16 protein-coding genes and 2 pseudogenes are annotated in these 23,666 nt (G+C 73.2%); 6 read left to right on the top strand and 12 right to left on the bottom strand.

All coding sequences use genetic code 11. The features are described 5' to 3' along the window. Nucleotides 1-461: 461 nt before the first annotated feature. Nucleotides 462-584: pseudogene (locus tag ACZ3UD_RS35810) on the bottom strand (family 1 glycosylhydrolase); the annotation flags it as partial. Between the two features lie 1,143 nt (nt 585-1,727). Between ACZ3UD_RS35810 and ACZ3UD_RS35805 the strand changes: the two are divergent. Further along, nucleotides 1,728-2,531, top strand: coding sequence for a papain-like cysteine protease family protein (locus tag ACZ3UD_RS35805; protein WP_465597667.1), 804 nt, complete (start codon nt 1,728-1,730; stop codon nt 2,529-2,531). Nucleotides 2,532-2,545: 14 nt separating this feature from the next. Next, nucleotides 2,546-3,493: a hypothetical protein gene (locus ACZ3UD_RS35800; RefSeq protein WP_465597664.1), complete on the top strand. Its 948-nt coding sequence runs from the start codon at nt 2,546-2,548 to the stop codon at nt 3,491-3,493. Between the two features lie 576 nt (nt 3,494-4,069). Here ACZ3UD_RS35800 and ACZ3UD_RS35795 read toward each other — a convergent pair. Then, nucleotides 4,070-4,961 (bottom strand): annotated as a pseudogene (locus tag ACZ3UD_RS35795) (glycoside hydrolase family 1 protein). A 341-nt stretch (nt 4,962-5,302) separates the two neighbouring features. Here ACZ3UD_RS35795 and ACZ3UD_RS35790 point away from each other — a divergent pair. Continuing rightward, nucleotides 5,303-6,019, top strand: a complete 717-nt coding sequence (locus tag ACZ3UD_RS35790) for a TNT domain-containing protein (protein ID WP_465597661.1) — start codon at nt 5,303-5,305, stop codon at nt 6,017-6,019. A 237-nt stretch (nt 6,020-6,256) separates the two neighbouring features. On the opposite strand, the gene ACZ3UD_RS35785 is transcribed toward ACZ3UD_RS35790, so the two are convergent. From ACZ3UD_RS35785 to ACZ3UD_RS35765, 5 genes are all read right to left on the bottom strand, one after another. Further along, nucleotides 6,257-6,493, bottom strand: coding sequence for a hypothetical protein (locus ACZ3UD_RS35785; RefSeq protein WP_465597658.1), 237 nt, complete (start codon nt 6,491-6,493; stop codon nt 6,257-6,259). Between the two features lie 110 nt (nt 6,494-6,603). Beyond that, nucleotides 6,604-7,392, bottom strand: a complete 789-nt coding sequence (locus tag ACZ3UD_RS35780) for an aminotransferase class IV family protein (protein WP_465597655.1) — start codon at nt 7,390-7,392, stop codon at nt 6,604-6,606. Further along, entirely contained in the window at nt 7,385-8,326 is a 942-nt protein-coding gene (locus ACZ3UD_RS35775; RefSeq protein WP_465597652.1) for a GNAT family N-acetyltransferase, read from the bottom strand. The genes ACZ3UD_RS35780 and ACZ3UD_RS35775 overlap by 8 nt, the downstream gene beginning before the upstream one ends. A gap of 347 nt (nt 8,327-8,673) precedes the next feature. After that, nucleotides 8,674-8,991, bottom strand: coding sequence for a hypothetical protein (locus ACZ3UD_RS35770; protein WP_465597649.1), 318 nt, complete (start codon nt 8,989-8,991; stop codon nt 8,674-8,676). A 30-nt stretch (nt 8,992-9,021) separates the two neighbouring features. Beyond that, nucleotides 9,022-9,942: a DMT family transporter gene (locus ACZ3UD_RS35765; RefSeq protein WP_465597646.1), complete on the bottom strand. Its 921-nt coding sequence runs from the start codon at nt 9,940-9,942 to the stop codon at nt 9,022-9,024. 107 nt (nt 9,943-10,049) lie between these two features. Between ACZ3UD_RS35765 and ACZ3UD_RS35760 the strand changes: the two genes are divergently transcribed. Together ACZ3UD_RS35760 and ACZ3UD_RS35755 are read left to right on the top strand one after the other, a co-directional pair. Continuing rightward, on the top strand, nt 10,050-10,952 hold the full coding sequence (locus ACZ3UD_RS35760) for a LysR family transcriptional regulator (RefSeq protein ID WP_465597643.1): 903 nt from the start codon (nt 10,050-10,052) through the stop codon (nt 10,950-10,952). Between the two features lie 305 nt (nt 10,953-11,257). Then, the gene (locus ACZ3UD_RS35755; protein ID WP_465597640.1) at nt 11,258-12,868 is read left to right on the top strand and encodes a translation initiation factor 2; all 1,611 of its coding nucleotides are present in this window, start codon (nt 11,258-11,260) and stop codon (nt 12,866-12,868) included. A gap of 13 nt (nt 12,869-12,881) precedes the next feature. Here the strand turns inward: ACZ3UD_RS35755 and ACZ3UD_RS35750 are convergent, their stop codons facing one another. After that, nucleotides 12,882-14,975 carry a hypothetical protein gene (locus ACZ3UD_RS35750; protein WP_465597637.1) on the bottom strand — a complete coding sequence of 698 codons (2,094 nt, stop codon included), beginning with the start codon at nt 14,973-14,975 and terminating at the stop codon, nt 12,882-12,884. Between the two features lie 207 nt (nt 14,976-15,182). Between ACZ3UD_RS35750 and ACZ3UD_RS35745 the strand changes: the two genes are divergently transcribed. Beyond that, nucleotides 15,183-16,493 (top strand): carbohydrate-binding protein, encoded by a 1,311-nt coding sequence (locus tag ACZ3UD_RS35745; protein ID WP_465597634.1) that lies wholly within the window; start codon nt 15,183-15,185, stop codon nt 16,491-16,493. 55 nt (nt 16,494-16,548) lie between these two features. Here the strand turns inward: ACZ3UD_RS35745 and ACZ3UD_RS35740 are convergent, their stop codons facing one another. The 4 genes from ACZ3UD_RS35740 to ACZ3UD_RS35725 form a co-directional block, all read right to left on the bottom strand. Beyond that, entirely contained in the window at nt 16,549-19,455 is a 2,907-nt protein-coding gene (locus tag ACZ3UD_RS35740; protein ID WP_465597631.1) for a hypothetical protein, read from the bottom strand. Next, complete coding sequence (locus ACZ3UD_RS35735) at nt 19,455-21,323, bottom strand: HSP90 family protein (protein ID WP_465597628.1); 1,869 nt, start codon at nt 21,321-21,323, stop codon at nt 19,455-19,457. Before ACZ3UD_RS35735 ends, ACZ3UD_RS35740 begins: the two co-directional genes overlap by 1 nt. Nucleotides 21,324-21,399: 76 nt before the next feature. Beyond that, nucleotides 21,400-22,449: a hypothetical protein gene (locus tag ACZ3UD_RS35730; RefSeq protein ID WP_465597625.1), complete on the bottom strand. Its 1,050-nt coding sequence runs from the start codon at nt 22,447-22,449 to the stop codon at nt 21,400-21,402. A gap of 177 nt (nt 22,450-22,626) precedes the next feature. Then, entirely contained in the window at nt 22,627-23,175 is a 549-nt protein-coding gene (locus ACZ3UD_RS35725; RefSeq protein WP_465597622.1) for a hypothetical protein, read from the bottom strand. Nucleotides 23,176-23,666: the final 491 nt, after the last annotated feature.

The following is a 23,666-nucleotide window of genomic DNA, read 5'->3' as shown; positions in this document are numbered from 1 at the left end:
TTTTGGCACGCTGTTGAGTTCTCAAGGAACGGACGCTTCCTTCGGACCGCCTTCCAGCAGGCCCTCCGGGCGCTTCGTTCTTTCGTGTTTCCAGCCTAGCAGATGTCTTCCGCTCCGTTTCCGGGGCTTCGTTCATCCAACTCGCCGGTGTCTTCCGAGGTTTGACGCCCCGTCCGACGTTCCAAACTCTAGTCGACCCTCGCCCCGAAAAGCGAATCCGACCGCAAACCAACAAAACGCGCACACCGGACAAGCACTGAGCCGCACCGCGAGAACGCGAAAACGACCGGCGCGAACCGGAAGTGGTGTTTCAGAGGAGTGGCCACCCCGGGACCGTCCGCGCCGATGCGTGTCCGGTGCTCCCTGCCGAGCGACTGGGAGACAGTACCCCTACCGAGCGCCCGAAACAAATTGCGGAAGCAGCCCGCCGCTCCGGACTCCCATCAGGTCAGCGTTCAGGATCACTCCGGGAACACAGTCGTTCCATCCTGATCGATGTACGGGCGAACAGAGTCCTTCGGGGTGCGCTTCTGCGTTTCAAAGTCGACGTGGACGAGACCGAAGCGTTGGTGATAGCCCTCAGCTCGTCGAGCAGCCTGTCATTGTAGCGAGGCCTAGCTGTGTCTCCTCAACTCGGCCTCCGGGTTGCCCACTTACACGTCAGCACGGTCTTGGAGCGGAAGCGACACCGACCGAAGGCAACTCGACTCGACATCGGGCTGGAGGCGGCGCATGGAATGGCATGTACGACCGGTGCACTCGATCAGGTGGCTTCCTTCCACGGGCCTAGTCGGCGGCTGACGCCATGCGGTGTCCTACGGACCGGCTTCCGCCCGATTGCGGTGACCGGTCCCGGCCCGCCCGGACGGGGTGTCCCTCCATCCGTAGCGGTGGTCCACCAGGTCGTCGAGCCGCTCCGTGACCACCTCCAGCGCGCCGCGTGGAACGCACCCGTCGGACGCACCGACAGGACCGACAGGACAGACCCGGGCTCCACCTGCCGCTCTTCATCCGCCGCGCCGGAGACCAGCGGCAGCTCAGCCCGCAGCTGCTCGGCCAGCACACGTGGACGCCGGCCTGTCCCTGCACACCACCCGCTCGATCGGCGGGCTGCGTGCCCGGGTCAGCAACGAGCGGGCGCAACGACAGCAAGACCGCGTCCGGCGCACGCGCCCTCGCCCTCGCCCGCCCCATGGACCCGGCCTCCGGCCGATCGTGATCACCCAACCGGCTCGCCGCCCCTCCCAGCCCGCGCCGCGCGGGTAGCCACCCGGGCCCCAACCACCCGTGTCCGCACGGCGCGAACCGGCCCGGTCGGGGCCCTCCGCTCCCCGGCGGGCCCCGACCCGTAGACCCCATCCCACAGTGGCTCGACCAGGCCCCGCATAAGCCCTTCTTCGGACCCCTGAATTTCCCCTTCTGAAACCGTCATCGTGAGTAACATTGCACTCACTCTATGAAATTTCACAGCCTGAAATATGACCATTGCTGATAACAATCAGATAACAGTGGACTAGACCACTGAAACAGCTGATCGACAACTGGCCTTCAGGTACTGCCTATTGATGCCGAATACTCGCCATCTATGCGCGTAGCCGCAAGTGGCCCGGACTTCTCCGTTCCGGTTTTGACGCGGCTCTGCCAGACTCCCCCGCATTCGGTTTCACCTAACGGGGAGTGAGATCTGACGCATGAGCAGACACCGCAGGAAATCGCATCGGGCGGCCGTGACGGCAATCGCCGCCGTACTGGCCGCCGCCGCCGCGCTGGGCATCGGCGCCGTGGCTCAGGCGGGCCTGGTCAAGGGAACCGTCATCGGAGGACAGGGGAACTACAGCACCGTCAACGAGCGTGTGCTCCCCTCACTTTCGGCCCGGGTCTCCGGCCAGGCCGCACCGGCCGACCGCATCCCGATGGTCTGCCGCACCACGGGGGACACCGTCGAGAACGACAACCGCTGGATCTGGTCTGGCGCCTACTACATCGCCGACGCCTTCATCAGCGAGGACACCGGGAATCTGCCGCTCTGCAGCTCCACCCGGCCCACCAACTGGACAGCACTCGACATCACCATGCAGAAGCAGGTCCAGGACGAGTGGTGCTGGGACGCCTCCGGTCTGACGATCGCCACCTACTGGGGTTACAACCAGTACAACCAGTACGACTTCTGCCGCCTCGCCCAACAGGGCCGCTGGCTGGACTGCAACGACCGGCCCGCCACGCTCGACGACATGGCCAACGGTCTGTCCGCCATGGGCTTTCGCAACGGCGGCTACGACCTGAACCGCAACGCCTCGTTCAACGAGGTCACCAACGAGATAGCCAACGGGCGCCCGTTCGCGGTGCGCATCGGCTGGACCTCGGGCGGCGGGCACATGAACGTCATCTACGGCTACGACAGCACCAGCAACATGATCGCCGTGGGCGATCCGTGGCCCAGTACGCAGACGTACACCTGGTGGAACTTCAATACCTACGTCAGCAACGGCTCGTTCCGATGGACCCACTCGCGGGTCGGCATCCACGCGTGAGGAGACAACCAACCATGAGGACCCTGAAGGTGGTTGCCCTCACCACCGCCGCACTCGTGAGCGTCGGCGCCGCCGCCACGACAGCCCGGGCCGACAGCGGGGGCGATGTCCCCGACTACGGCGCCGCTCAGCAGGTGCTGCGCTCCGGACAGACGCAGAACACCGTCTCCCGCTTCCTCGGCGCCGCGAGGACGGCGACCGCCCCCGGAGCCGGGACCGGCGCCGACGGTGGCAGTGCGGGCGGTCGGTCGAACACCCCGAACGCGGTCGCCGCGCCACCGTCGTTCCAGCTCAGGGACCCGGTTCCAATGTACGAGCTGTCGGTGGACTTCGTGGCGGGCAAGGCCCAGCCGACACCGCAGAACGCGCTCAGGCTGTCCTACCTCGCCTCGCGGGTGAGCGCGGCCGACGGTCACCAGGCCGCCGTACTGCTCGCTCCGCCGGACAAGGCCGGCGGCTGGCGACTGGCGGGCATCCAGGACGGTGACAACGAGCTCAAGCTCGCCGAACGCACCACCTCCGACGCCCGCACCTTCACCGAGCCGCAGATCCACGCCTGGTACCGGCTCACCGCGAGCGGCGACGTCGAGCCGCTCAACAGCGAGGCCATCACAGGCCTCGGCGGCAGACAGAGCCTCCCGCTGGCCGCCTACCAGAAGCTGGTGACGGGCCGGTACGCGGACAAACTCCCCGGATCCGGCTACGACCGGAACGGGCTCGCCGGAGGATTCGGGCTGTTCGACGGCACGGGGACAGCAGCCGGGTCACCGCCCGGAACGCCTCCCCAGGTCCTGCCCGAAGCGCGATCAGGGACGCAGAGTCCGACGACCTCGTCGACCTCTGCCAATCAGTCGTCCCAGACGTCATGGCAGCTGCTGGCGGTCGGCGCCGCCGTGCTGGCCGGTGCCGCGGGATTCTGCCTGCGCCTGCGCCGTCGCGGCCGCGGCGCACCGACGGACTGACACCCGAACGGCGGACACGAGGAACCGGGCGACGGACAACACGCCCTTGGGCGCCCGGTGCCTCGTGCTCCCCGAGCAGTAGAGGGTGCGCAGCTTCGAGAGCCAAGCACGGCCCGGCCAGGGCCGACAGGCCTTCAGCCGAGTCCAGGCGTCCGCCGTCGTGCGGCAACGATGCCGGGAAGGGCACGGGTCGCCGCCCCCGCCGTGGCCGCCTCAGGGCAGCGGCGCGATCACGACAGAACCGGCTCAGTCCGTCGAACGGGCTGTCAATCCAGCCACACACCGACAGCGGCCCTCAACTATCCTGCAGGTAAGAGCTATTGGCCAATCTCGACGGTACCGCTCGGCACGTAGTTCCCGTCACCGTGGGCACCGTGGTGGGCGTCCCCGGAGTCATAGAGCGGTCCGTCCCCGCGCGAGCGGTCCGTGGCCGAACCACCGGCAATGGGCCGCGGACTTGTCGACCACGCTGTCCTTTGCTCAGTAGCCGCAGCGCAGCTGCTGCGGACTACCCCGTTCAGGCAGCCCTTCGAACGCTGCCAAGAGGTCATGCATGCCACAGCGGCTGGAGGCCAACTACCTTGAATGACGGGCCCGATGGGCGGCGATGAGGTCGCGGTACCAGGCATACGACGCCTTCGGCGTCCGGCACTGGGTCTTGAAGTCGACGTGGACGAGGCCGAACCTTTGATGGAACCCCTCCGCCCACTCGAAGTTGTCGATCAGTGACCAAGTGTAGTAGCCGCGGGCGTCGATGCCTTCGGCGACGGCCCGGGCGAGGGCGTCGAGGTGGGCGGCCATGAAGTCGATGCGGGGCTGGTCGGGGACGGCGTCCTCGGTGACGGAGCAGCCGTTTTCGGTGATGGTGATGGGCGGGAGGGCCTTGCCGTATAACCCCTTCAGACCGACCGGGAGTTGACGCAGGCCGTCGGGGACGACGGGCCAGCCGAAGGCCGTGTGGACGAAGGGCTCGTTGAGGGTGATCCACGTCGCGACGCGGTCGCCGAGGCAGTCGGTGACGATCGCGGCGTACTCGGCGAAGCGGTACGCGGTGTCGCGGTTGAGCCAGCCGCCGCGGTCCTCCAGGGCCTGCGGGAGGTCCCAGTGGAAGAGGGTGGGCAGCGGGGCGATGCCGGCCTCCAACAGGGCGTCCACCAGCCGGTCGTAGAAGGCGAGACCGGCGGGGTTGACGGCGCCCCGCCGGTGGGCAGGACGCGGGGCCAGGCGACGGAGAAGCGGTAGCCGTCGAGCCCGAGGTCCTTCATCAGGGCGATGTCCTCGGGGTACCGGCGGTAGTGGTCGCAGGCGACCGCGCCGGTGTGACCGTCCCGGACGCCGCCGGGGCGGGCGGAGAAGGTGTCCCAGACGGAGGGTCCGCGGCCGTCTCGTTCACCGCCCCCTCGATCTGGTAGGCGGCGGTGGCGGCACCCCAGCGGAACCCCGCCGGCAAGTCAAAATGGTCCGGCATGACGTCTCCTGACGAAAACGTGAGGGGAACTCATGTTAGTCCGGTGCCCCGGAAAGACCAGAGGCAACCAGCCGTCATCACAACGGCGTTGTTCCGTGCCTCAGGAGCCGCATCCGGCAACGGAGGCCGCGGGAGGTCCTGCTACCGCCGCTTCGTGAAGCGGGGCGCACGGGGCCTCGCGGCCCCGTCGACTGCTCCGTCCGGATGCTGTGCGCGCAGCCACTTCTCAGGCTGCCCGCCTACCGATCAGTACGAATGTGCAATGACCGTGCTACGTATGCCCGCTGTCGCTGCGTCGTACGTCGTACACCTCTCCGTCCGCGTCTCCCTGGAGCCCGCCCATGCGTTCGCTCAGGCTCATCGTCCTGCCGCTGGCCGCTGCCCTTCCGTTCACCGTGATGGCCTCGGCCGGCACCGCCGTCGCCGCCGCGTCGGACCGGTCGGCGTCCCACCGCACCCCTCTGCCGTCCGACTGTCCGGACCTCCTCCCGCCGGACGACCCGACCGTCTACTACTGCGGCCGGTCCGAGCTGGGCCCGGCCGAACTGCCGACGACCGGACCGGTGGCGACACTGCTGACCCACTACAAGCGCTTCGGCGGCCTGCAGCCGACCCAGTTCCTCGACTGGTACCGCGACGGCACCCAGTGGAAGTACCCCGGCAACCGAGGCTTCGCGGAAACCAACGGCACCCTCGACATCCACGAGCAGACGATGGACGTGGGTCAGGCCCTGGACCGCTTCGGGGCCGAGACCGGCGGCTTCCTGGCGACCGGCGGGACTCCCTACGCCAAGCGCGCCCTGCCGCCGGACTCGCTCAACGGCCCCGGGAACAGCTACCACTGCTACGAGGTGAACCGCCCCTTCAACGTGCAGGCGGGCCGAATCGCGGCCGGCTTCAACCAGCCGGGGTTCGGCTACCAGCAGTGGCTCGACCCCCAACTCAAGCCGTCCGACTTCACGGACACCGAGCGCTACAACGTCGCCAACCTCCTCAAGCACGAGTACCTGAAGGTCGCCGAGCCCGAGCGCTGCGTCAGCAAGGGCCACGACTCCTGAACCACGGCCGACGGGGGCATCGCCATGACGCGCGGAGGCGGACTTCAGCCTCGGGCCGGTCGGCCAGGTCCGGCGAAGGGCTCTTGATCGGTGGTCCGTGGTGGTACGCGGGCTCGGGCCGGATCCTCGGACGACCGTGATCGGGCGCGGCCGTCGAATGACAGTACGTTCGACGGCCTTCAGGGCGCTCAAGGGCCTCTCCTTCTCCCGGGCCTCTCCTTCTCCCGACGGTTCCGGCTACTGCCGCCCCGCTCCCGCTGTCGTCGGCCGGGTCCGCAGCAGCGCCCGGGCGGACAGCCCGGTCGCACCGAGGCAGCGCAGCACGGTCGGAGCGGCCAGCGGCACGGCGAGGGTCGCCGGGACGTACGGGGTGGTGCCTGCGACCCCCCGGCCGCCCGCTCGGTGGTGTCGGCGGGCGGCCAGGAAGCTGGCAGTGAGCGCGGCGAGGGTACACGTTGCGACGGCAGCCAGCATGGCAGCGGGCCGACGTCGAGGCGGATCTCGTCGACGGGTTCCACGCTAGGAAGCCAGGTCCACCCGGGCCATGGAGGCCACTGGCGGCCCGGGTCCGCAGGGCAGGCCCTCTACACGGCCTCGGCGGCGATCCCCCGGTAGGCGGCGCGCAGTTCGGCGAGCACGGGGTGGGCGGGGTCGAAGGCGGTGCCGTCCACGGCGGAGAGCGGGCGCACGCCCACGCCCGCGTTGGCGGCGAAGGCCGCGTCGAACTCGTCCAGCCGGGTGGCGTGGACGGGCTCGCGGGACTGCGGGCCGCCGTATGCACCGGCCAGCAGCGCCTCGGTGACGCCGGGCAGGCTGGGGCCCTCGGGCCAGACCAGGCGCTTCCCGGCCAGGAAGCCGACGTTCCAGGTGGCGCCCTCGGTCACCCGGCCGTCCTCACCGGTGAGCAACGCATCGTCGTACCCGGCGAGTTGGGCCAGCCGACGGTGGTGGACCAGGCCGAACAGGCCGACGTGCTTCACCTCGGGCAGCTCCCGCCGGTACACCGTCGTCCGCACCCGCAGCGGGCCGGGCTCGGCCGTCGCGGCCGGGCGGGTGGTCACCAGCAGGGCGGGCTCGGCGGGCGCGGCGGGGCGTTCCAGGCCGAGAGCGGGGTCGTACCCGGTGACCCGGACGATCACCGGCCCGCCGTCGGCGGGCAGCACCGCGCGGATCCGCTCCCGGACCGCCGCCCGGTCCAGCTCGGTGCCGAACAGCGTCCGGCAGTCCCGGACCAGCCGGTCCAGGTGCAGTGTCAGACCGCGGACCCGGCCCGCCTCGGCGCGCAGAGTGGTGAAGTGCCCGTAGTTGAGCAGCCCCAGGGCGGCGAGCCGCGCCGGGTCGGCGGGTGCGCCGTCGATCTCAATCTCAGCCATCCCCCGAGTCTGCCAGCTGCGCGGTCGCCTCCGACGCCGGCACCGGACGGTACGGGCTCACCATCCGGCGGCCCGTGCCCCGGGCGGCCTGCTCGAACTGCTCGATCTTGAAAGCCAGCCCCTCCGGCTCCCCCGCGTCCGACCAGCGCCACGCCTCCGCCCACCACTGCGGCCCGCGCACCATCGGCCGCCCGGCGAGCGCCAGGTACAGCGCCAGCGTCGACCGCGCGTACTCGTGCACCCAGCCGTCGCAGCCCCGGTAGTCGGCGGTCTCGTCCAGCCGCAGCCAGCGCCCCTCCCGCCCGGCCGCCAGTATCGGCACCCAGCCGCGCTGCCGGTCGGCGACCAACAGGAGCAGCCGCCCGTCCTCCTCGCGCACCTGGTGCAACGGCAGCTGGGGCATCCGGGCGAGCGACAGCGACCGCTTCCAGCCCACCACCCACAGGCCCCGGCGCAGGTAGTACCGGACCGCCGGCTGCCAGGTCCAGTGCGCCTCCAGCCGGAACCCCGGCAACCCCTCGGCGGTGGCCGCCGTGTACACCTCGTCCAGCGCGGCGGCGGCCAGCCCGCGACCGCGGGCTCCGGGCCTGACGTAGAGGGAACTGACGGCGAGTTGGCTCGGCCCCTTGGTCCAGTTGTCCACCGCGACGGTGCCGACGACCTCCGCCCGGTCATCCCGGATCCAGTACCGCCGCCGGTACAGCTCCCCGCCGGGCCACTCCCGCCCGCTCTCCCCCAGCCGCTCCCGCCAGGCCCGCTCGGCCCGCGGCGTCAGCCCGTCCGGGTCCACCACCTCGCCCAGCTCGCCCTCCACCAGGGACGCCAAGTCCCACAGCGCGAACCGCCGCTCCTCCCCCTCCACCGCCGCCCGCAGCCGCTCCCCCGCCGCCAACCGCCCCTGCGCCCGCTCCACTGCGGCATCCCACGACCTCACACGCGCCACGATAGCGGGCCGCCGGGCACGAGCCGTAATCCGCCGAACACCGACCGTCAGGCCGCGGTCACCGGGGCGCTCGCGCTGCCGGGCTCGGTAACAGGCCGAGCCGGTCGCAGGACCCGATCCGTCCGTGGCGGCGGGTGGAGCCGTCCGGGGCGGTGCCGGGTGGTGGGGGAAACCCGACCACGGGACTCCACCTGACCCTGATGACCCCGCTGACCTGCCTCGATGCAATGGAGGTGGGTCCTCCTCGTCCTGCTCACGTCGCTTCCGCTTCGCCTTCCCTCGCTGATTCCCGTTCTGACTCCGTCATGAGAGGCCTGCCATGGGCAGCACGCTCGTCGTCACCAACGACTTCCCGCCCCGCCAAGGCGGCATCGGCAGCCGGCGGTGCGGGTCGGGCACCGGGACGGGTTCGACCAGCCCCAGCCGCCACCGCGCCACGGCCCCCGCCGGGATCCCGCCAGCGCCAGGGCGAGCAGCAGCGGCAGCCCGAGCCCGACCACCGACAGGCCGGCGCCGAGCACCAGCAGCACCACGAGGACGACCAGCAGCAGCGGCCCGAGCAGCGCGCCGCAGAGCAGGTGCGCCCAGCAGCGCGGCACCCAGCGGGTGAACGGGAAGCGCAACGGACGGGCCCGCAGCGCGGCCCGAACGGCCACCGGTTACGGGTCCTCGTTCACCCGGCCACTCTAACCAACCGGCTGACGATCCTTCGGGGGCGCAGGAGCGGCGACGGGCGCCTTGCGCGGCCGGGTCAGGGCGACCGCGGCGATCACCAGGGCGCCGCCGGCCAGGGCGTTCCAGCCGACCGGCTCGGCCAGGAGGGCGGCGCCGAGCGCGGTGGACCACAGCGGCGTGACGTAGGTGACGGCGGAGGCGACGGCCGTGCCGGCCGCCCGGACCAGGCCGAGGTTGAGCAGGTACGCCAGGCCCGTGCCGAGCGCGCCGAGCACCAGCAGGGCGGCGGCGGCCGAGGCCCCCGGCCAGTGCGGGAGGCCTGCGGCGAGCGGGGCGATCAGGGCCAACTCGGCTGCGGCGCAGCCGATCTGGAGCGCGGAGAGGGTGGTGACCGACTCCGGGCGGCCGGACAGGAAGCGGCGCAGGTAGGCGAAGCCGGCGCCGTAGCAGCAGGTGGCGGCCAGACAGGCCAGGGCGCCGACGGTCGCACCGGAGCCGAGGCCGCGCCAGACCCCGAGCACGGTGAGCACGCCGACGAAGCCGAGCGCGAGGCCGAAGAGCCGGCGGGCGCCCGGACGGCGCTCCTCGGGGACGGTGAGCACCGCGAACAGCAGGGTGAACAGCGGGGTGGTCGCGTTCATCACCCCGGCCAGCACCGAGCCGACCCTGGTCTCGCCGAAGGAGAACAGGGTGAACGGCACGGTGTTGAGCAGCACCGCGACCACCGCCGAGTGCCCCCACAGCGCCCGGTCGCGCGGGGCCCGCTCGCCGCGCAGCAGCAGGACCGCCCACAGCGTGGCGGCGCCGAGCAGGCAGCGCCACAGCGCCACCCACACCGGCGGCACCCCCGCGTCGACCGCCACCTTGATCAGGGCGAAGCTCGCGCCCCAGATCGCCGACAGTGCCACGAAGCCCGGCAACCAGCGCCGCACCCCGACCACCTCCCCGTCCGTCCTCCCGTTGTGTTCTGGACAGAGGGTGGCCCGGCGGCGGACCATGAGTCCAACAAGTGGTGATGCCGGAACGATGAGGAAGTCTCATGGCCTCGGAGGTCAACCTGGCCCAGCTCAGGGCGCTGGTCGCGGTCGCCGACACCGGCGGCTTCGGTGCGGCCGCCGACGAGCTGGGCATCAGCCAGTCCGCCGTCTCGCACGCCGTCGCCGCACTGGAGCGCTCCCTCGGCTCCCCCGTGCTGCGGCGCGGCAGCCCGTGCCTGCCCACCCCACTCGGCGAGCAGATCCTGCCGCACGCCCGGACCGCCGTCGCCTCCGCTGCCGCGGTACGCACCATCGCCACCCGGCACTCCGGCGGCCCGACCGGCACCGTGCGGCTGGCCGCGCCGACCACCGTCTGCCAGGCGCTGCTGCCCGGGCTGCTGCGGGACTGGAAGGCGGCGTACCCGCAGGTCACCGTACGGCTCTTCGAGGGCGAGGACGCCGAGCTGCCCACCTGGCTGGAGGCCGGCACGGTGGACGCCGCCGTACTGGTGGACGCCGCCGTGCTGCCGCCCGGGGCGGTCCCGCTCGGCGCCGACTCGATGCACGCGCTGCTGCGCCGCGACCACCCGCTCGCCGGGCAGGAGACCATCCACGTGGCCGAACTGGATGACGACGACTTCCTGCTCTCCGAGGGCGGCTGCGAGCGCCACATCCGCGAGGCCTACCGGCGGGCCGGCACCCGCTTCATGCCCCGGCACCGGATCCGCGACCTCAACACGCTGATCGGCATGGTGCACGCGGGCGTCGGGGTCTCGGTGATGCCGGCGCTGGCGCTGACCATGCTGCCGCCGGACTGCGTGCTGGTGCCGATCCGGCCCGCCGTGCACCGGACGCTGACGCTCACCGGGCCGACCGGCCGGCCCTGGTCCCCGGCGGTCAGCGGGCTGCTCGCGGGGGTGGGTGCGGGCGTGGGCGTGGCGGCCTCGGCCTCGGCCTCGGCCTGAGGAGAGGGTGTCCCCGCAGACCGCCGCCCGCTGACGGGTCGCCCGGCGAGGACAGCCGTGGGTGGGGGCGGCGCTCGCCGGACCGCGTCACCCCTGCCGTTACCATCGCCCCTATGCCACCGCAGGACCGTCCCGACCACGCCGAGCCGGTGCCGCCGCGCCCTCGACGCGGCGTGCTGAGGTGTGCTAATGGACCATCGGTCCAGCCAGCCAGCCAGCCAGCCAGCCAGCCAGCCAGCCAGCCAGCCAGCCAGCCAGCCAGCCAGCCAGCCAGCCAGCGCCGGCCCTCGGGCGCCCCTGCCGAGGTGCTGTTCGCCGTACGCTCCGCCGCCGCGCTGCACCGGCTGCTCGACCTGCTGCCCGTCTTCGAGGGTGACGACCGCATCCGCTGCCGCTTCACCCTGGTGCCCGGCTCGGAGTTCGCCGCCGACGCGCTCGCCGCCGTGGACACCGCCGGAGCGCGCTGCATCCCGTGGGCCGAGGCCCTCGCGACCCCGCACGACCTGATCCTGACCGCCAGCCCCAAGGGCGCCCTCGACGGTCTGCGCGGCCGGCAGGTGTTGCTCCCGCACGGCGCGGGCTTCAACAAGACGCTGCCGCACGAGGGTTCACCCGACCTTCCGTCCGGTCTCGACCCGGCGTTCCTGCTCCGCGACGGCCGCCCCACCGCCGCCCTGCACGCCCTCGCCCATCCCGACCAGGTCGAGCGACTGGCCGCCCGACAGCACGCCATCGTCGCCGGGGACCCGACGCTCGACCGCATCCTGGAGTCCCTGGACCGGCGCGAGGCCGTCCGCGCCGCCCTCGGCACCGGCGGGCGGCGGCTGGTGGTGCTCTCCTCCACCTGGGGTCCACAGTCACTGCTCGCCCGCCGCCCCGACCTGCCCGCCGAACTCGCCGCCCGCCTGCCGTACGACAAGTGCCAGCTGGCGTTGATCGTCCACCCCAACGAGTACAGCCGCACCGGCTCCTTCGACCTCGCCCGACGCCTACGGCCCGCCCTGGACGCGGGCCTGGTGCTCGCGGCGCCGTACGAGGAGTGGGCGGCGCTGCTGGTCGCCGGGGACGTCCTGGTCACCGACCACGGCTCGGTGGCGCTCTACGCGGCAGCCCTGGACCTGCCGATGGTGGCGGCCTGCGACGGCGCGGGCGAGCTGGTCCCCGGCAGCCCGATGGCGCAACTGCTCGCCACCGTACCGCGCCTGGACCTCGAAGCACCGGTTCTGCCGGAACGCCCGGGCCGCACCCGGCAGTTCGCCGAGCGGGCCTTCGCGCTGACCGGGCGGTCCCTGGAGACGCTGCGGCCGGAGCTGTACAAGCTGCTCGGACTCGCCCCGCCGCCGCACCCCGCGCAGCCGCGCCCGCTGCCCGTACCCGGTCGCGCCCCGCAGACGCCGGCCGCCTTCGCCGTCCGGGCGTCGGTCGAGGACGGGCTGATCACCGTCGACCGACTCCCGCCCTGGACCGACCCGCCCTTCCACCACCGCGCCGCCGAGTACGGCCGGGCCGGCACCCGCCAGCTCCAGAGCGCCGCCCTGCTCTACCGTCGCGCCGACAACCCGCCGGCAGCGCCCGGTTGGCACCATGAATACCGGACGGCGGCCGACTGGACGGCCGAGGCTTTCGACGAGTACCCGAACTGCCGCACGGCCGCCGTGGTCCTCTCCCCCACCACCTGCCTGCTGCACCGCGACGGCGGAACCCCCGTCAGTGTCCGCGTCCTCCCGGCCCGCACGGGCAGCCGCATTGTCCGCGCCGACCCGGCCGCCGCCCTGTCCGCCGTCCACACCTGGCTCGCCGCCCACGCCGACGGCCGGCACCCGCTGCCCACCACCCTGACCGCCCGGCTCGGTGCGGCGATCCACCGCATCCGCCTGGAACCCGCCACCGAGGCCGAGTCGGACCACCCGGTCTGAACCGACCGCGCGGCTACCCCCGCAACCGCGCCGCGTCCGCCCGGTACCCGGCCGCCTTCCCGCCCTCGCCCAGCTCCTCATGGAAGTCCGCCAGGGCCTCGAGGACCCGCAGCTCGTCCGCGCTCGCCTGCCGGGCGCGGGCGCCCTCCAGCGCGCTGACGTACAGCGGCCCGGCCTCCGCCGACCGACCGGCCGCCCGCAGCGCGGTGGCGAGTTCGAAGGCGGTGCGGGAGGTCATCCGCTCGCGCCCGAGGTCGGTGGCCACCCGGTGGGCCTCGGTGAGCAGGGTGACCGCGCGGACGACGTCCCCGAGGGCGAGGGCCGCCCGCCCGAGCAGATAGGTCTGCAGCATCGCGCCGTAGGTGTTGCCGATGGCCAGGTGCTCGGCGCGGGCGGCCTCGAAGTCGGGGACGGCGGCGGCCCAGTCGCCCTGCACGGAGGCGAGCTTGCCGCGGAACTCCACGGCGGAGGCCCGCAGTTTGCGCTCCACCTCGGAGGAGCCGAGCAGCTCGGCACGCTGGACGGCGATCCGCAGGTGCTCGGCCGCCTCCTGGTAGCGGCGCTGTTCCCAGAGCGGGCGGGCGAGTTGGCAGTGCATGCGGACGACGGCGAGCGGGTCGTCGGCCCGGTCCGCACTGGCCGCGCCGAGGCCGAAGGCGTCGATGACGTCCGCGTAGTGCTGGTGGTCGAGGAAGTGCGTCCAGAGCGGTTCGCACAGGGCGACGGCCTCGGCGTCCAGCCCGTCCTCGTACGCGAGGCGCACGCAGCCGTACAGGGCGAGATGCTCGCGCTCCAACCAGTGCATGGCCTGGTACTTGGACGCGAACACCACGTCGGTGGCCTCGTCGGGCCCGACATCGGTCGGCCGGGCGACCACCAGCCGAGGCCCTGCCGCGACCAGGTCCGCCCGCACGGCCTGCCGCCGGTACCAGCGGACCAGCCGGTGCCGGGCGGCGGGAACGTCCTCCCCCGAACCGCCCTCCCCTGAACCATCCGCCCCCGAACCGCCCTCCCCCGAAGCGTCCGCGGCCCGCCGCCGCGCGTGTCCGCGGATCAGGTCGTGCAGCGCCAATCCGTCCGGCCTCGACAGCAGCAGCCCCGCCTCGTCGAGCTCCTCCAACGCGCTCTCGGCCGGCTCCACGCCACCGCCCAGCAATGCCGCGGCCGCCCCGACCGTGACCACCGGCCCCGGGTGGTGCGGCAGCAGCCGGTACAGCCGGGCCGCGCCGGGGCTCAGGCCGGCGTACGCGGCGTCCCAGACGGCCTCCACCACGGGCACTCCCTCCCGGTGCAGCTCGACGGTCAACTGCTCGATCAGTCGCCGAAGTTCGCGGTTGCGGTGCTTGCGCACCCACCGCCCCGCGACCTGCAGGGCGGCGGGCAGCCCGGCGCAGCGACGGGCGAGCTCGGCGACGGCCTCCGGGTCGGCGGCGAGCCGGGGGTCGGCCACGGTGGCGAGCAGCAGCCCGACGGCGTCCTCGCCGCTGAGCGGGCCGAGCGGCAGCTCGACGGCGCGGGTGCCGTCGAGGTCGTGGAGGCGGCCGTGGCTGGTGACGATGACGATGCCGCCTGCCGAGGACGGCAGCAGCGGGAGCACTTCGGCGCCACTGCGGGCGTTGTCGAGGACGAGGACCAGGCGCTTGTCCTGGCTTGCGGACCAGTAGCGCCGGCGCCGGTCGGCGTAGCCGGGCGGGAGGTCGGCGGCGGGGTCGAGGACGCGGGTCAGTTCGCCGAGGGCGTCGGCGAGTTCGACGGCTCCGTCGCGACGCAGGTCGTCCAGGTCGAGGTGGAGGATGCCGTCGGGGCAGCGGCCGTGATCGCGCAGGGCGCGGGCCAGCTGGAAGCCGAGGGCGGTCTTGCCGATGCCTGCCATCCCGCTGAGGGAGATCACCAGCGGGCCTCCGGAGTCCGGCACGTCGGAGGTGACGGCGAGGACGTGCTCGCGCTCACCGCGGCGGTCGGCGAAGTGCGGCAGGCCGGGCGGCAGGTGACAGGGGACGGCCGGCGGCGCGGACTGGGTCAGGTGCAGCTGCCCGATGGTGTGCGCCTGGACGATGGCACCGGCGTGCACCCGCCCGTCCACACTGTTCGTGTTCTCCTTGGCCACTCGTCAACTCTAGGGCCTGAGACCGGTCCGGCCGCGGCGATCGGCTTGACCATTTTGGGGTTGACCACCCTTCATCAACAGGTCTATACCAGTGGGGACCATCGGCAACCACCCGCCGCCGACGGTCCGTTCGGCCGTCACGCCACCCCCACACCCGGCGCGACCAGGCCCGCATTCCCCCACCGCCGCTCACTGGAAAGGCCTCCGATGGAACGCGCTCTTCCCCCACAGCTTCCCTCGCGACTTCCCCCGCACGTTCCCCCACAGCAGCGCACCGCACCGGCATCGCGCAGATCCCGCGCCGCGCTCGCCGTGGCCGGGGTGCTCGGGCTGGTCGCCGGGGGTGTCGCCGCGCTGGCCGGCACCGGCTCCGCCTCGGCGTTCACCGCCGACAGCAGCACCGGCCTGGGCAGCAACTGGTACGCCTCGGCGCCGTACCTGATGCCCGAGGACAACAGCCCGCCGGACGCCGCCGCCGTGATGGACGCGACCGGGCAGAAGGCCTTCCAGCTGGCCTTCATCCTCGCCCAGGGCAACAGCTGTTCGCCCGCCTGGGGCGGCACTTCCTCGATCGACGGCGACACCACCATGCAGGCGGTCATCCAGACCATCCGCGGCAAGGGCGGGGACGTCTCGGTGTCGGTCGGCGGGTACGGCGGCACCAAGCTGGGCCAGGTCTGCGGCACCCCCGAGGCCACCGCCGCCGGGTACCAGCAGGTGGTCACCAAGTACAACCTCAAGGCGATCGACTTCGACCTGGAGGAGCCGGAGTACGAGAACACGGCCGCGATCCACAACGAGATCGGCGCGGCCCGCATCCTCCAGCAGAACAACCCGGGGCTGTACATCTCGATCACCACCGCCGGGACCAACGCGGGCACCGGCTGGTTCGGCACCCAGATGCTGGGCGAGGCCAAGTCCCAGGGCTTCACGCCGAACAACTACTCGATCATGCCGTTCGACGGCGGCTTCAACGGCGCCGCCGCGCAGACCGACGCGCTGGTGAAGTTCAACCAGATCCTGCAGACCACCTTCGGCTGGAACGAGGCCACCGCGTACGCCCACGAGGGCGTGTCGATGATGAACGGCCGCACCGACGCCGCCGAGTACTTCCACCAGGCGGACTTCCAGACCGTGCTGGACTTCGCCACCGTACACGGCCTGGCCCGGTACACCTTCTGGTCGGTGAACCGGGACCGCCAGTGCACCGGCGCGGTGGACCCCGGGCTGTCCGGCTCCTGCTCCAGCGTGGCGCAGAGCGACTGGGACTTCACCAAGTACACGGTGAAGTTCGCCGGGGCGACCCCGCCCACCACCCCGCCGACCACTCCCCCGTCCACCCCGCCGACCGGCCCGGGCACCTGCACGGCCCCGGCGTGGAGCGCGAGCACCACCTACACGGCGGGCGCCAAGGTCTCGTACAACGGGCACGCCTACCACGCCAAGTGGTGGACGCTGAACGAGGTACCCAGCGCCAGCGGTCAGTGGGGCGTCTGGGCCGACGACGGCCCCTGCTGACGAGAACACCCGAGCAGAAGAGGGGCGGGCGGGCACAACGCCCGCCCCTCTCCCGTCAGTTGACGGTGAACCGCTCCCGCAGCTCGCCCAGGATCTGCGCCGCCTCCCGCAGCCCGGCGGCCTCGCAGCGGGCGATCCCGGCGGTCAGCCGGGCCACCGCCGCCTGGGGACGGCCGAGGTCGCCGCCCTCGATCAGCGCGGCCAGCCGGACGGACTCCGCCCGCGGCGACTCGGCCCGCTCGCCGCCCCGCTCGTAGACCGCGATCGCCCGCTCGACCTCGGCGAGCGCCTCCTCGTGCCGGTCGGCGACGGCCAGGCAGCGCCCCCGCTCGTAGTGCGAACCGCCGCGCAGGTACCAGCCGCTGTACTCCTCGCCGGTGCGCTCGGCGGCCTCGCCGATCGCGTCCGCCTCGGCGAGCAGGGCGAGTGCCGCGTCCAGCCCCTCGGCACCCTTGTCGCGCATCGTGAGCCGGGCCAGCTCCCGGAGGGTCGCCGCCAGTTGGTCGACCTGTGGGGCCTTGCCGTGGGCCTCGCGGGCGCGCCCGAGGGCCGCCTCGGCGGCGTCCCAGCGGTCCGCCTGGGCGAGGGCGAGGGTGGCCTCGCAGGCGACCATGGTGTGGGTCTGCTGGTCCTCCCAGCCGGCGACCAGGTCGGCCAGGCGCAGGTACTCCTCGGCGGCGTCCCGGTACTCGTCCAGCTCGACCAGGCCCCGGGCGAGGTCGAGGCGGGCCTGGGCGAGCATCCGCTCGTCCAGCCCGGCGCTCGCGGCGTCCAGCACCGACTCCAGGACGGCCACCGCGTCGGCCGAACGGCCGGTGCCGCGCAGCACGTCGGCCAGCTGCAGCCGCACCTGAGCGGCCTCCTCGACGGCCGTCTCGCCCTGACGGTCGTAGCGCGCGGCGGCCTCCGAGAGCGCCCGGACGGCGCCGCCGAGGTCCTCCACCTGGATGCTCGCGTGGCCGAGCATCATGTACGTCGGCGCGTACGGGTAGGAGTCGTCGCCCCAGCGCACCGCCTCGGCCAACGCCCGGTGGAACACCTCGGCGGCCTGGGCGGGTTCGCCGTCCTGCAGCAGCACCTGGCCGAGCAGGCCGAGCACCCGCGGGGTGTGCCAGGGCAGGTCGGCGGCGTCCAACTGCGCCAGCACCTCGCGCAGTTCGGCGGCCGCCTCGGTCAGCCGGCCCTGCCGGGCGGCGGCGTCGGCGGTGTACTGCCGGGAGGTCGCGGCCCGCCGGGCGGAGCCGAGGGAGAGCGCGGTCTGCCGGTAGGCGCCGACGGCGGCCTCGAAGCGCGCGGCGGTCAACGCGGAGGGCTCGGGCAGCGCCTCGACCAGGTCGTGGTGGGCGGCGTAGGCACGCGACTGCAGGATGATCAGGTAGTCGTCGTCGGACAGCGTGCCCGCCGCGCGCTGCTCCTCGGCCCGGGCCAGCGCGGCGTCCAGCGCCGTCCAGTCCGCCACCGCGCCCTCGACGTCGCCGAGTTCGACGATCAGCGTACGGGTACGGACCATCAGCGCCGGGCCAGGCAGCCCGGCCCGCTCGTACAGCTCGGCCGCGGCCAGCAGACCCGCCGCGCCCTCGGCGTGCTCGTCGCGCTGCAGCGCCTCGTGGGCGTGCTGCTCGGCGAGTTCGGCAGCCAGCCGCTCGGGGCCGCCGAGTTCGGCGCTCCCGGGGTGGACGAAGCCGTCGGCGCCGGCGCGCTCGGCGATCCGCTTCCAGAGCCGGTCGGCGTCCGGGTGGCCGACCACCTCCAGCTCGCGGGCCCGCAGCACCAGGGCGGTGAAGTCCTCCGGCTCCGCCTCGACGGTCCGGCGCGGCGCCGGGGCGACGGCCTGGGCCGTGGACAGCTCGGGGGCTGCCGCGGCGCGCACCCCGAGCGCCAGCGGCTCGGCCAGCAGCGGCTCGGCGGCCAGCCGGGCGCGTCGCGCGGCGCTCACCGCGTCGGTGCCGTTGCGGGCGTCGAAGCGGGCGGCCAGCGCGTCGGCCTCCCCGCGCAGGTGGGCGAGCAGGGTGTCGACCGTCCAGGAGGTGCCGGCCGGGCCGCTGACCGCGAGTTCGCCGTGGCCGGCCGCGGCGAGCCCGGCGACCAGCACCTCGACGCCGGTGAGGAACTCCAGCCGGGCGGCGGGCTCGCCGGCCACCGCGAACAGGTCGCGGTTCTCGGCGAGCAGCTCCAGACCGCGCGGCTCGTTGCCGGACAGCGCGCAGAACTCGATGTGCAGGCCGACGGCGTGCAGCATCGAGGCCTTGCCGCGGGCGTAGCGGTAGCCGGTCAGGTGCGCGGAGCGCGCCTCGTCCAGCCGGCCCCGGCGCAGCAGCGCCAGCAGGGCCGTCGCCTGGCTGAGGTAGGGCTCCTGCTCGCAGGTGCTGCGGCCGTCCAGCACCGGGGCGAGGATCTCCAGCCCGCGGGCGTCGTCCCCGGCCTCGATGAAGTGCCGGGCGCGGGCGCGGGTCTCGCAGGCGTGGCAGTCGCTCAGCTCGGTGCGCGGGCGGGCCGTCCACAGCTCGTAGGCGTCCTGGACGGCGACACCGGTCTGCGCGGCCAGGTGGTAGCGCTGGGCGTAGTACGGCTGGAGGTCGTAGCCGGCCGCGCGGTAGCGGTCGCGCAGTTCGGTGTGCCAGCGCCGGATCGCGGCCAGCGGGACGTCCGGGGTGTCCAAGAGCGCGGCGGCGACCCACTTGAAGCGCCAGAACACCTGCTGCCGGGCCCACTCCCCGAAGCCGTCCGGGTCCTGGTCCCACAGCTTGAGCACCCGGGCGAAGACCACCGGACTCTTGCTGCGCTCGCCGTCGTACTCGTAGGCCTCCATGAGTTCGAGCAGGGCCATCGAGCGGACCGCGGTGTCCTCGAACTGCTCGGCGGCGTCGACGAGTTCCTCGGCGGTGACGGTGCGGGTGCGGCCGTACGGGCGGGCGTCGTTCTCGCGCAGCGCGGCCATCACCGCGTCGGGGGTGTCCAGCATCACGCCTCCTTCTCGTCGGTGCCGGCGGCGGCCGCCTCGTGGCCGAGCATGGCGTGGTCGAGCAGGCTGATGAACGAGCGGTTCAGCAGCGCGGACTCGCTGGCCTTGAGCGGGCGGCGGGTCATCAGCACGGCCTGCCCGTACAGCGCCTCGACGGCGGTGACGGCCAGCTCGCGGTTGGTGACGGTGGCGGCGCGGCGCACCAGCGGATTGAGGTGGTTCAGCACCAGCTGGGCGCGGGGCACCTCGGCACGCAGCGAGCCCAGGATGTCCGCCCACAACCCGTCGGCCTCGTCAGCGAGTTGGGCGCGAGTGCGCTCGTGCCGGGCCTCCCGGTTGTCGAGCAGCAGGGCGGGCGCGTTGGTCGGGTGGAAGCTGCGCAGGGCGACGTCGCAGTCGAAGCGGCCGACCACCTCGCGGGCGATCGCCAGGAAGACGCCCGCGGCCAGTTCGGCGGCCGGGTCGACGGTGTCCAGGTGAGCGGTGACGGTGCCCGGGTCGAGGTCGGCGACCGAGACGCCGGGGCGGATCTCGGGCAGCCGGTGCACCAGGTCGCGGTCGTAGGTGTAGCCGCCGTTGACCACGCCGAGGCCGGCCGCGCCGGCGATCGGGGCGACCTGGCGGAACTCCTCGACCGTACGGGTCACCAGCACCACCGGGTGGCTGCGGGCGAACTCGTCCAGGGTGACGTTGCCGTCAGTGGTCTCGAACGGCAGCCAGGGCAGCATCATCCGCAGCAACTCGTCGTCGTAGCGGGCGAGTTCCTTGACCGCCAGGTGGTGCACGGAGAGGAAGCGGTGCAGCAGCGCCGGGTCGCTGGCGGACAGGCCGGTGAGCCAGTCGCGGATCCGGGCGCCGAGCGCCTCGCGGACGGCTGCCAGCGTCTCGTCGGCGTACAGGCCCTCGCGCGAGGCGGTGGGGCGCAGCCCGTCGGTGTCCACCACGCAGCGGACGAAGAAGGCCCACTCCGGCAGCAGTTCGTCGGCCTGGTCGGAGAGCAGCATGCCCTTGAGGTGCACCCGGTGGCCGTTGCGGCGTGAGGGCGGGGCGGCGTCGGGCAGCACGTACGCGATGCCGCGCAGGCCGACCAGCGGGAGGTCCAGCTCGATGGTGTCGAGCGGGGTGAAGTCGAAGGTGGCGCGGCAGTACTCGGCGAGCGCGTCGCGCCGGGCCAGCGGGGAGCCGTGCCGCTCGGCCCACGGCGGGGTGCGGTTGACCCGGTGCTCGGTGCCGTTCGCGTCGATGACGGTGACGTCGTGGCGCAGCAGGCTGCCGAAGTCCCGGGCGAGGGAGAGCACCCGGCCGGAGCGGGTCCACTCGGCGGCGTCGGCGCGCGGCACGAGGGTGACGGTGGTGCCCGGCTCGGGCTTGGCCTCGGCGGGCAGGGTGCGGATGGTGTAGCTGCCGTCGGAGCTGCCGCGCCACTCGATCACCGGGGCGTCCGGGGTGGCGGCGGAGCGGGTGACCACGGTGATCTCGTCGGCGACCACGAAGCAGGCGAGCAGGCCGATGCCGAACTGGCCGATGAAGTCGCCGCGGGCCTTGGCCAGCCCGGCGCCGTCCAGGCGGCCGTCGGCGTCGCGCTTGGAGCTGCGGCCGATGGTGGCGAGGAAGGTGTGGACGTCCTTCTCGGTCAGGCCGATGCCGGTGTCGGTGACGGACAGCTCGTCGTCGGCGCGGACGGTGATCGCCGCCGGCGCCTCGGGGTCGAGCGCGCGGCGGGCGGAGATCGCGTCCACCGCGTTCTGCAGCAGCTCGCGCAGGTAGACCCGCGGGCTGGAGTAGAGGTGGTGGGAGAGCAGGTCCACCAGGCCGCGCAGGTCCACCTGGAAGGTGTGCGCACTCGTCGGGTTGTCGGATGGGGACACCGGAGGCTCTTTCGATCGCGAGGAGGGTGAGGGGTTCGGGGGACGCGGCGTGGCGTCAGCGGTGCGCGGCTCGGCCTCAGTACGCGGCGCAGCGGTCGCGGTGGGCGCGGTAGACCTTGACCGGGTCGCCGGACAGGTAGTGCCAGGGCGACTCGGTGACGAAGCCGTCCAGCGCGTCGAACAGCAGCCGCGCGGTCCTGCGCTGGTCGGCGAGCGAGAAGGCCATCGCGAAGGTGTTGAAGCTCGCCTGCCAGCCGCGGACCGGGACGAAGTCCGGGTGCAGGACGGACCGGAACGCGGCCTCCTGCAGGTCGGCCAGCACGGTGGGGCTGGACAGGTACGCGTGGTCCTCGCCGTCCGGGAGGTCCAGCCAGCGCTCCAGGTGGGCGAGCGCGACCAGCTCACCGAGCTGGCTGCCCTCCGGGGCGCCCAGCATCGCGGAACGGGCGAACTCGTGCATCTCGTCGTGCGAGCCGCCCCACTTGGCGCTCAGCTGCTGGAGCCGCTGACGGTGCGAACCGGGGTGCCCGGGCAAGCGACGGACGGCGGCCTCGAAGCGGCAGGTGGCGACCTCCGGGGCGAGCGAGGCACCACGGGCGCTGATCTGCAGGAAGTACCAGGGGGCGAGCCAGGACGGCTCCCGCTCGGCGGCCTCCAGCAGCTGCTCCTCGGCGAGGTCCAGTCGCTCGTGGAACAGCTTCCACTGCTCCTCGGTGACGTGCTTGGCCCGGGCGCCGGTCCTCGCCTCCCAGGCCCAGGTGACGTGCCGGGCGCCGGACAGCAGCAGCGGCAGCGCGTCGTCCGGCGCGTCGGCCATCGCGCGGGCCGTCCACTGCTCGACCCCGGGCACGTCGGCGATCGCGCCGGCCAGCCAGGTCAGGTCGGCCGCGCCCGTCTCCGCCCCGGCCGCGGCGGCCAGCGCGGGGCGCAGCGCCGTCCAGTCCCCGGCGGCGGCCTGCCCGAGCACCAGACGGACGGACTCGTCACCGAACGTCGGATCGAGCCGCGGCTCGGCCGCCCGGGCGGCCGCGGGCGCCTCCGCGGCCCGTCTGCCGAACCCGAACCCGCGCCGACCGGCCCGGTCCTGCGCGCCCTCCCCGGCCGAGCGGCGTCGGAACAGCGGCATGTGTGGCCCCCTCGAACTTCATCGGCATCTTTCGTATGGCCGTACAGTGGCCACCCAAGATGAGTACATATCACGGGTCTCCGACATCCGTTTCCCCAGCCCAGGGCCACCCGCCGGTTTCCTGACAGCACGATGAGGTCCTGCCGACGCCCGGACCGCACGGCCGATCAGGTCGGGTCAGGCCACGCCGAGCCCGGCGTCCGGCGCCTTCCCCGACTGCGCCTGCTCGATCCGCTTGACCAGCATCACCGCGAACCGCCGGGCGGCGGCCACGTCCACCGGACCGCCCTCCGTGGTCACGCTCGCCACCACGGTGCCCGAGCGGACCACGATGCTGACGCCGTCACCCGCGGACAGCGGCCCGACGAAGGCCTGGCTCTCACTGCCGAGCACCGGGGTGTCGACCTTGTGGAACGGCCCGACGGGATAGGAGCTGTAGGTCTCCTTCAACCGGTCCTTGGCCGCGTCCCGGCTGGGCAGGGTGTCCACCAGGAAGCGGGTGACCAGATCCCCCGAGGAGAAGCGCACCGACCCACTGAGCGGCTTGCCCGTACAGGGGGTGGACGCCGTACAGGTGGTGGCGTGGTCGGCGGTGTCGACCGTGCGCTTCTCCTCGTCCCACCCGGCCATCACCTTGCCGTCCGGCAGCACCTGCCCGACCACCTTGTCGTCCAGCAGCACCCCCTCCAGGTCCGCCCCGGGCGTCGCCGCGACGGGCGGCGGCACCGGCGCCCCACTCCCTGCTCCGGCGGCACCCCCGGCCGTGGCAGCACCGGCCGCCGACGTCGCGGCCCCCGTAGCAGCTCCCACCCCGGAGGCGGACGGCGTCGGGGCGGAGGCCGACGCCGCACCCGTCACCGCCGGCCCCGCCGAACTCCCCGCTCCCGAGGCCGCCTTGGCGCCCTCCGACCCCCCGGACGAACACCCGGCCAGCCCGCCCATCAGCACCCCGACCGCCACCCCGACGGCCACCCGCCGACCACCCATCCCCATGCCCACTCCCTTACGGCTGTCCGTGACCCCTCAAGATAGCGACCACCCCTCACCCCACCCACCCCGGGCCCCGCGCACACGAACCGCCTCACCTGCCCCCCCAGCACCCCCTCCCCCTCCCCCTCCCCCTCCCCTCCAGCGAGAGGGACGCGCTGCGGGAGGGGGCGGCGCAGGGGGTGGCCCGGAGAGGGGCGTGACGGGTGATTTTCAGACTGCCACCGCAC

Source organism: Kitasatospora sp. NPDC023118, from assembly GCF_055560875.1.
This window is presented reverse-complemented; position numbering and strand designations above follow the sequence as displayed.

Bases quoted from the DNA above. Each gene is read 5' to 3' on its own strand.
- ACZ3UD_RS35780 (WP_465597655.1), bottom strand. From the start codon at position 7,392: ATGGCTGAGATTGAGATCGACGGCGCACCCGCCGACCCGGCGCGGCTC.
- ACZ3UD_RS35730 (WP_465597625.1), bottom strand. From the start codon at position 22,449: ATGCCGCTGTTCCGACGCCGCTCGGCCGGGGAGGGCGCGCAGGACCGG.
- ACZ3UD_RS35785 (WP_465597658.1), bottom strand. From the start codon at position 6,493: ATGCTGGCTGCCGTCGCAACGTGTACCCTCGCCGCGCTCACTGCCAGC.
- ACZ3UD_RS35790 (WP_465597661.1), top strand. From the start codon at position 5,303: ATGCGTTCGCTCAGGCTCATCGTCCTGCCGCTGGCCGCTGCCCTTCCG.
- ACZ3UD_RS35760 (WP_465597643.1), top strand. From the start codon at position 10,050: ATGGCCTCGGAGGTCAACCTGGCCCAGCTCAGGGCGCTGGTCGCGGTC.
- ACZ3UD_RS35745 (WP_465597634.1), top strand. From the start codon at position 15,183: ATGGAACGCGCTCTTCCCCCACAGCTTCCCTCGCGACTTCCCCCGCAC.
- ACZ3UD_RS35800 (WP_465597664.1), top strand. From the start codon at position 2,546: ATGAGGACCCTGAAGGTGGTTGCCCTCACCACCGCCGCACTCGTGAGC.
- ACZ3UD_RS35740 (WP_465597631.1), bottom strand. From the start codon at position 19,455: ATGCTGGACACCCCCGACGCGGTGATGGCCGCGCTGCGCGAGAACGAC.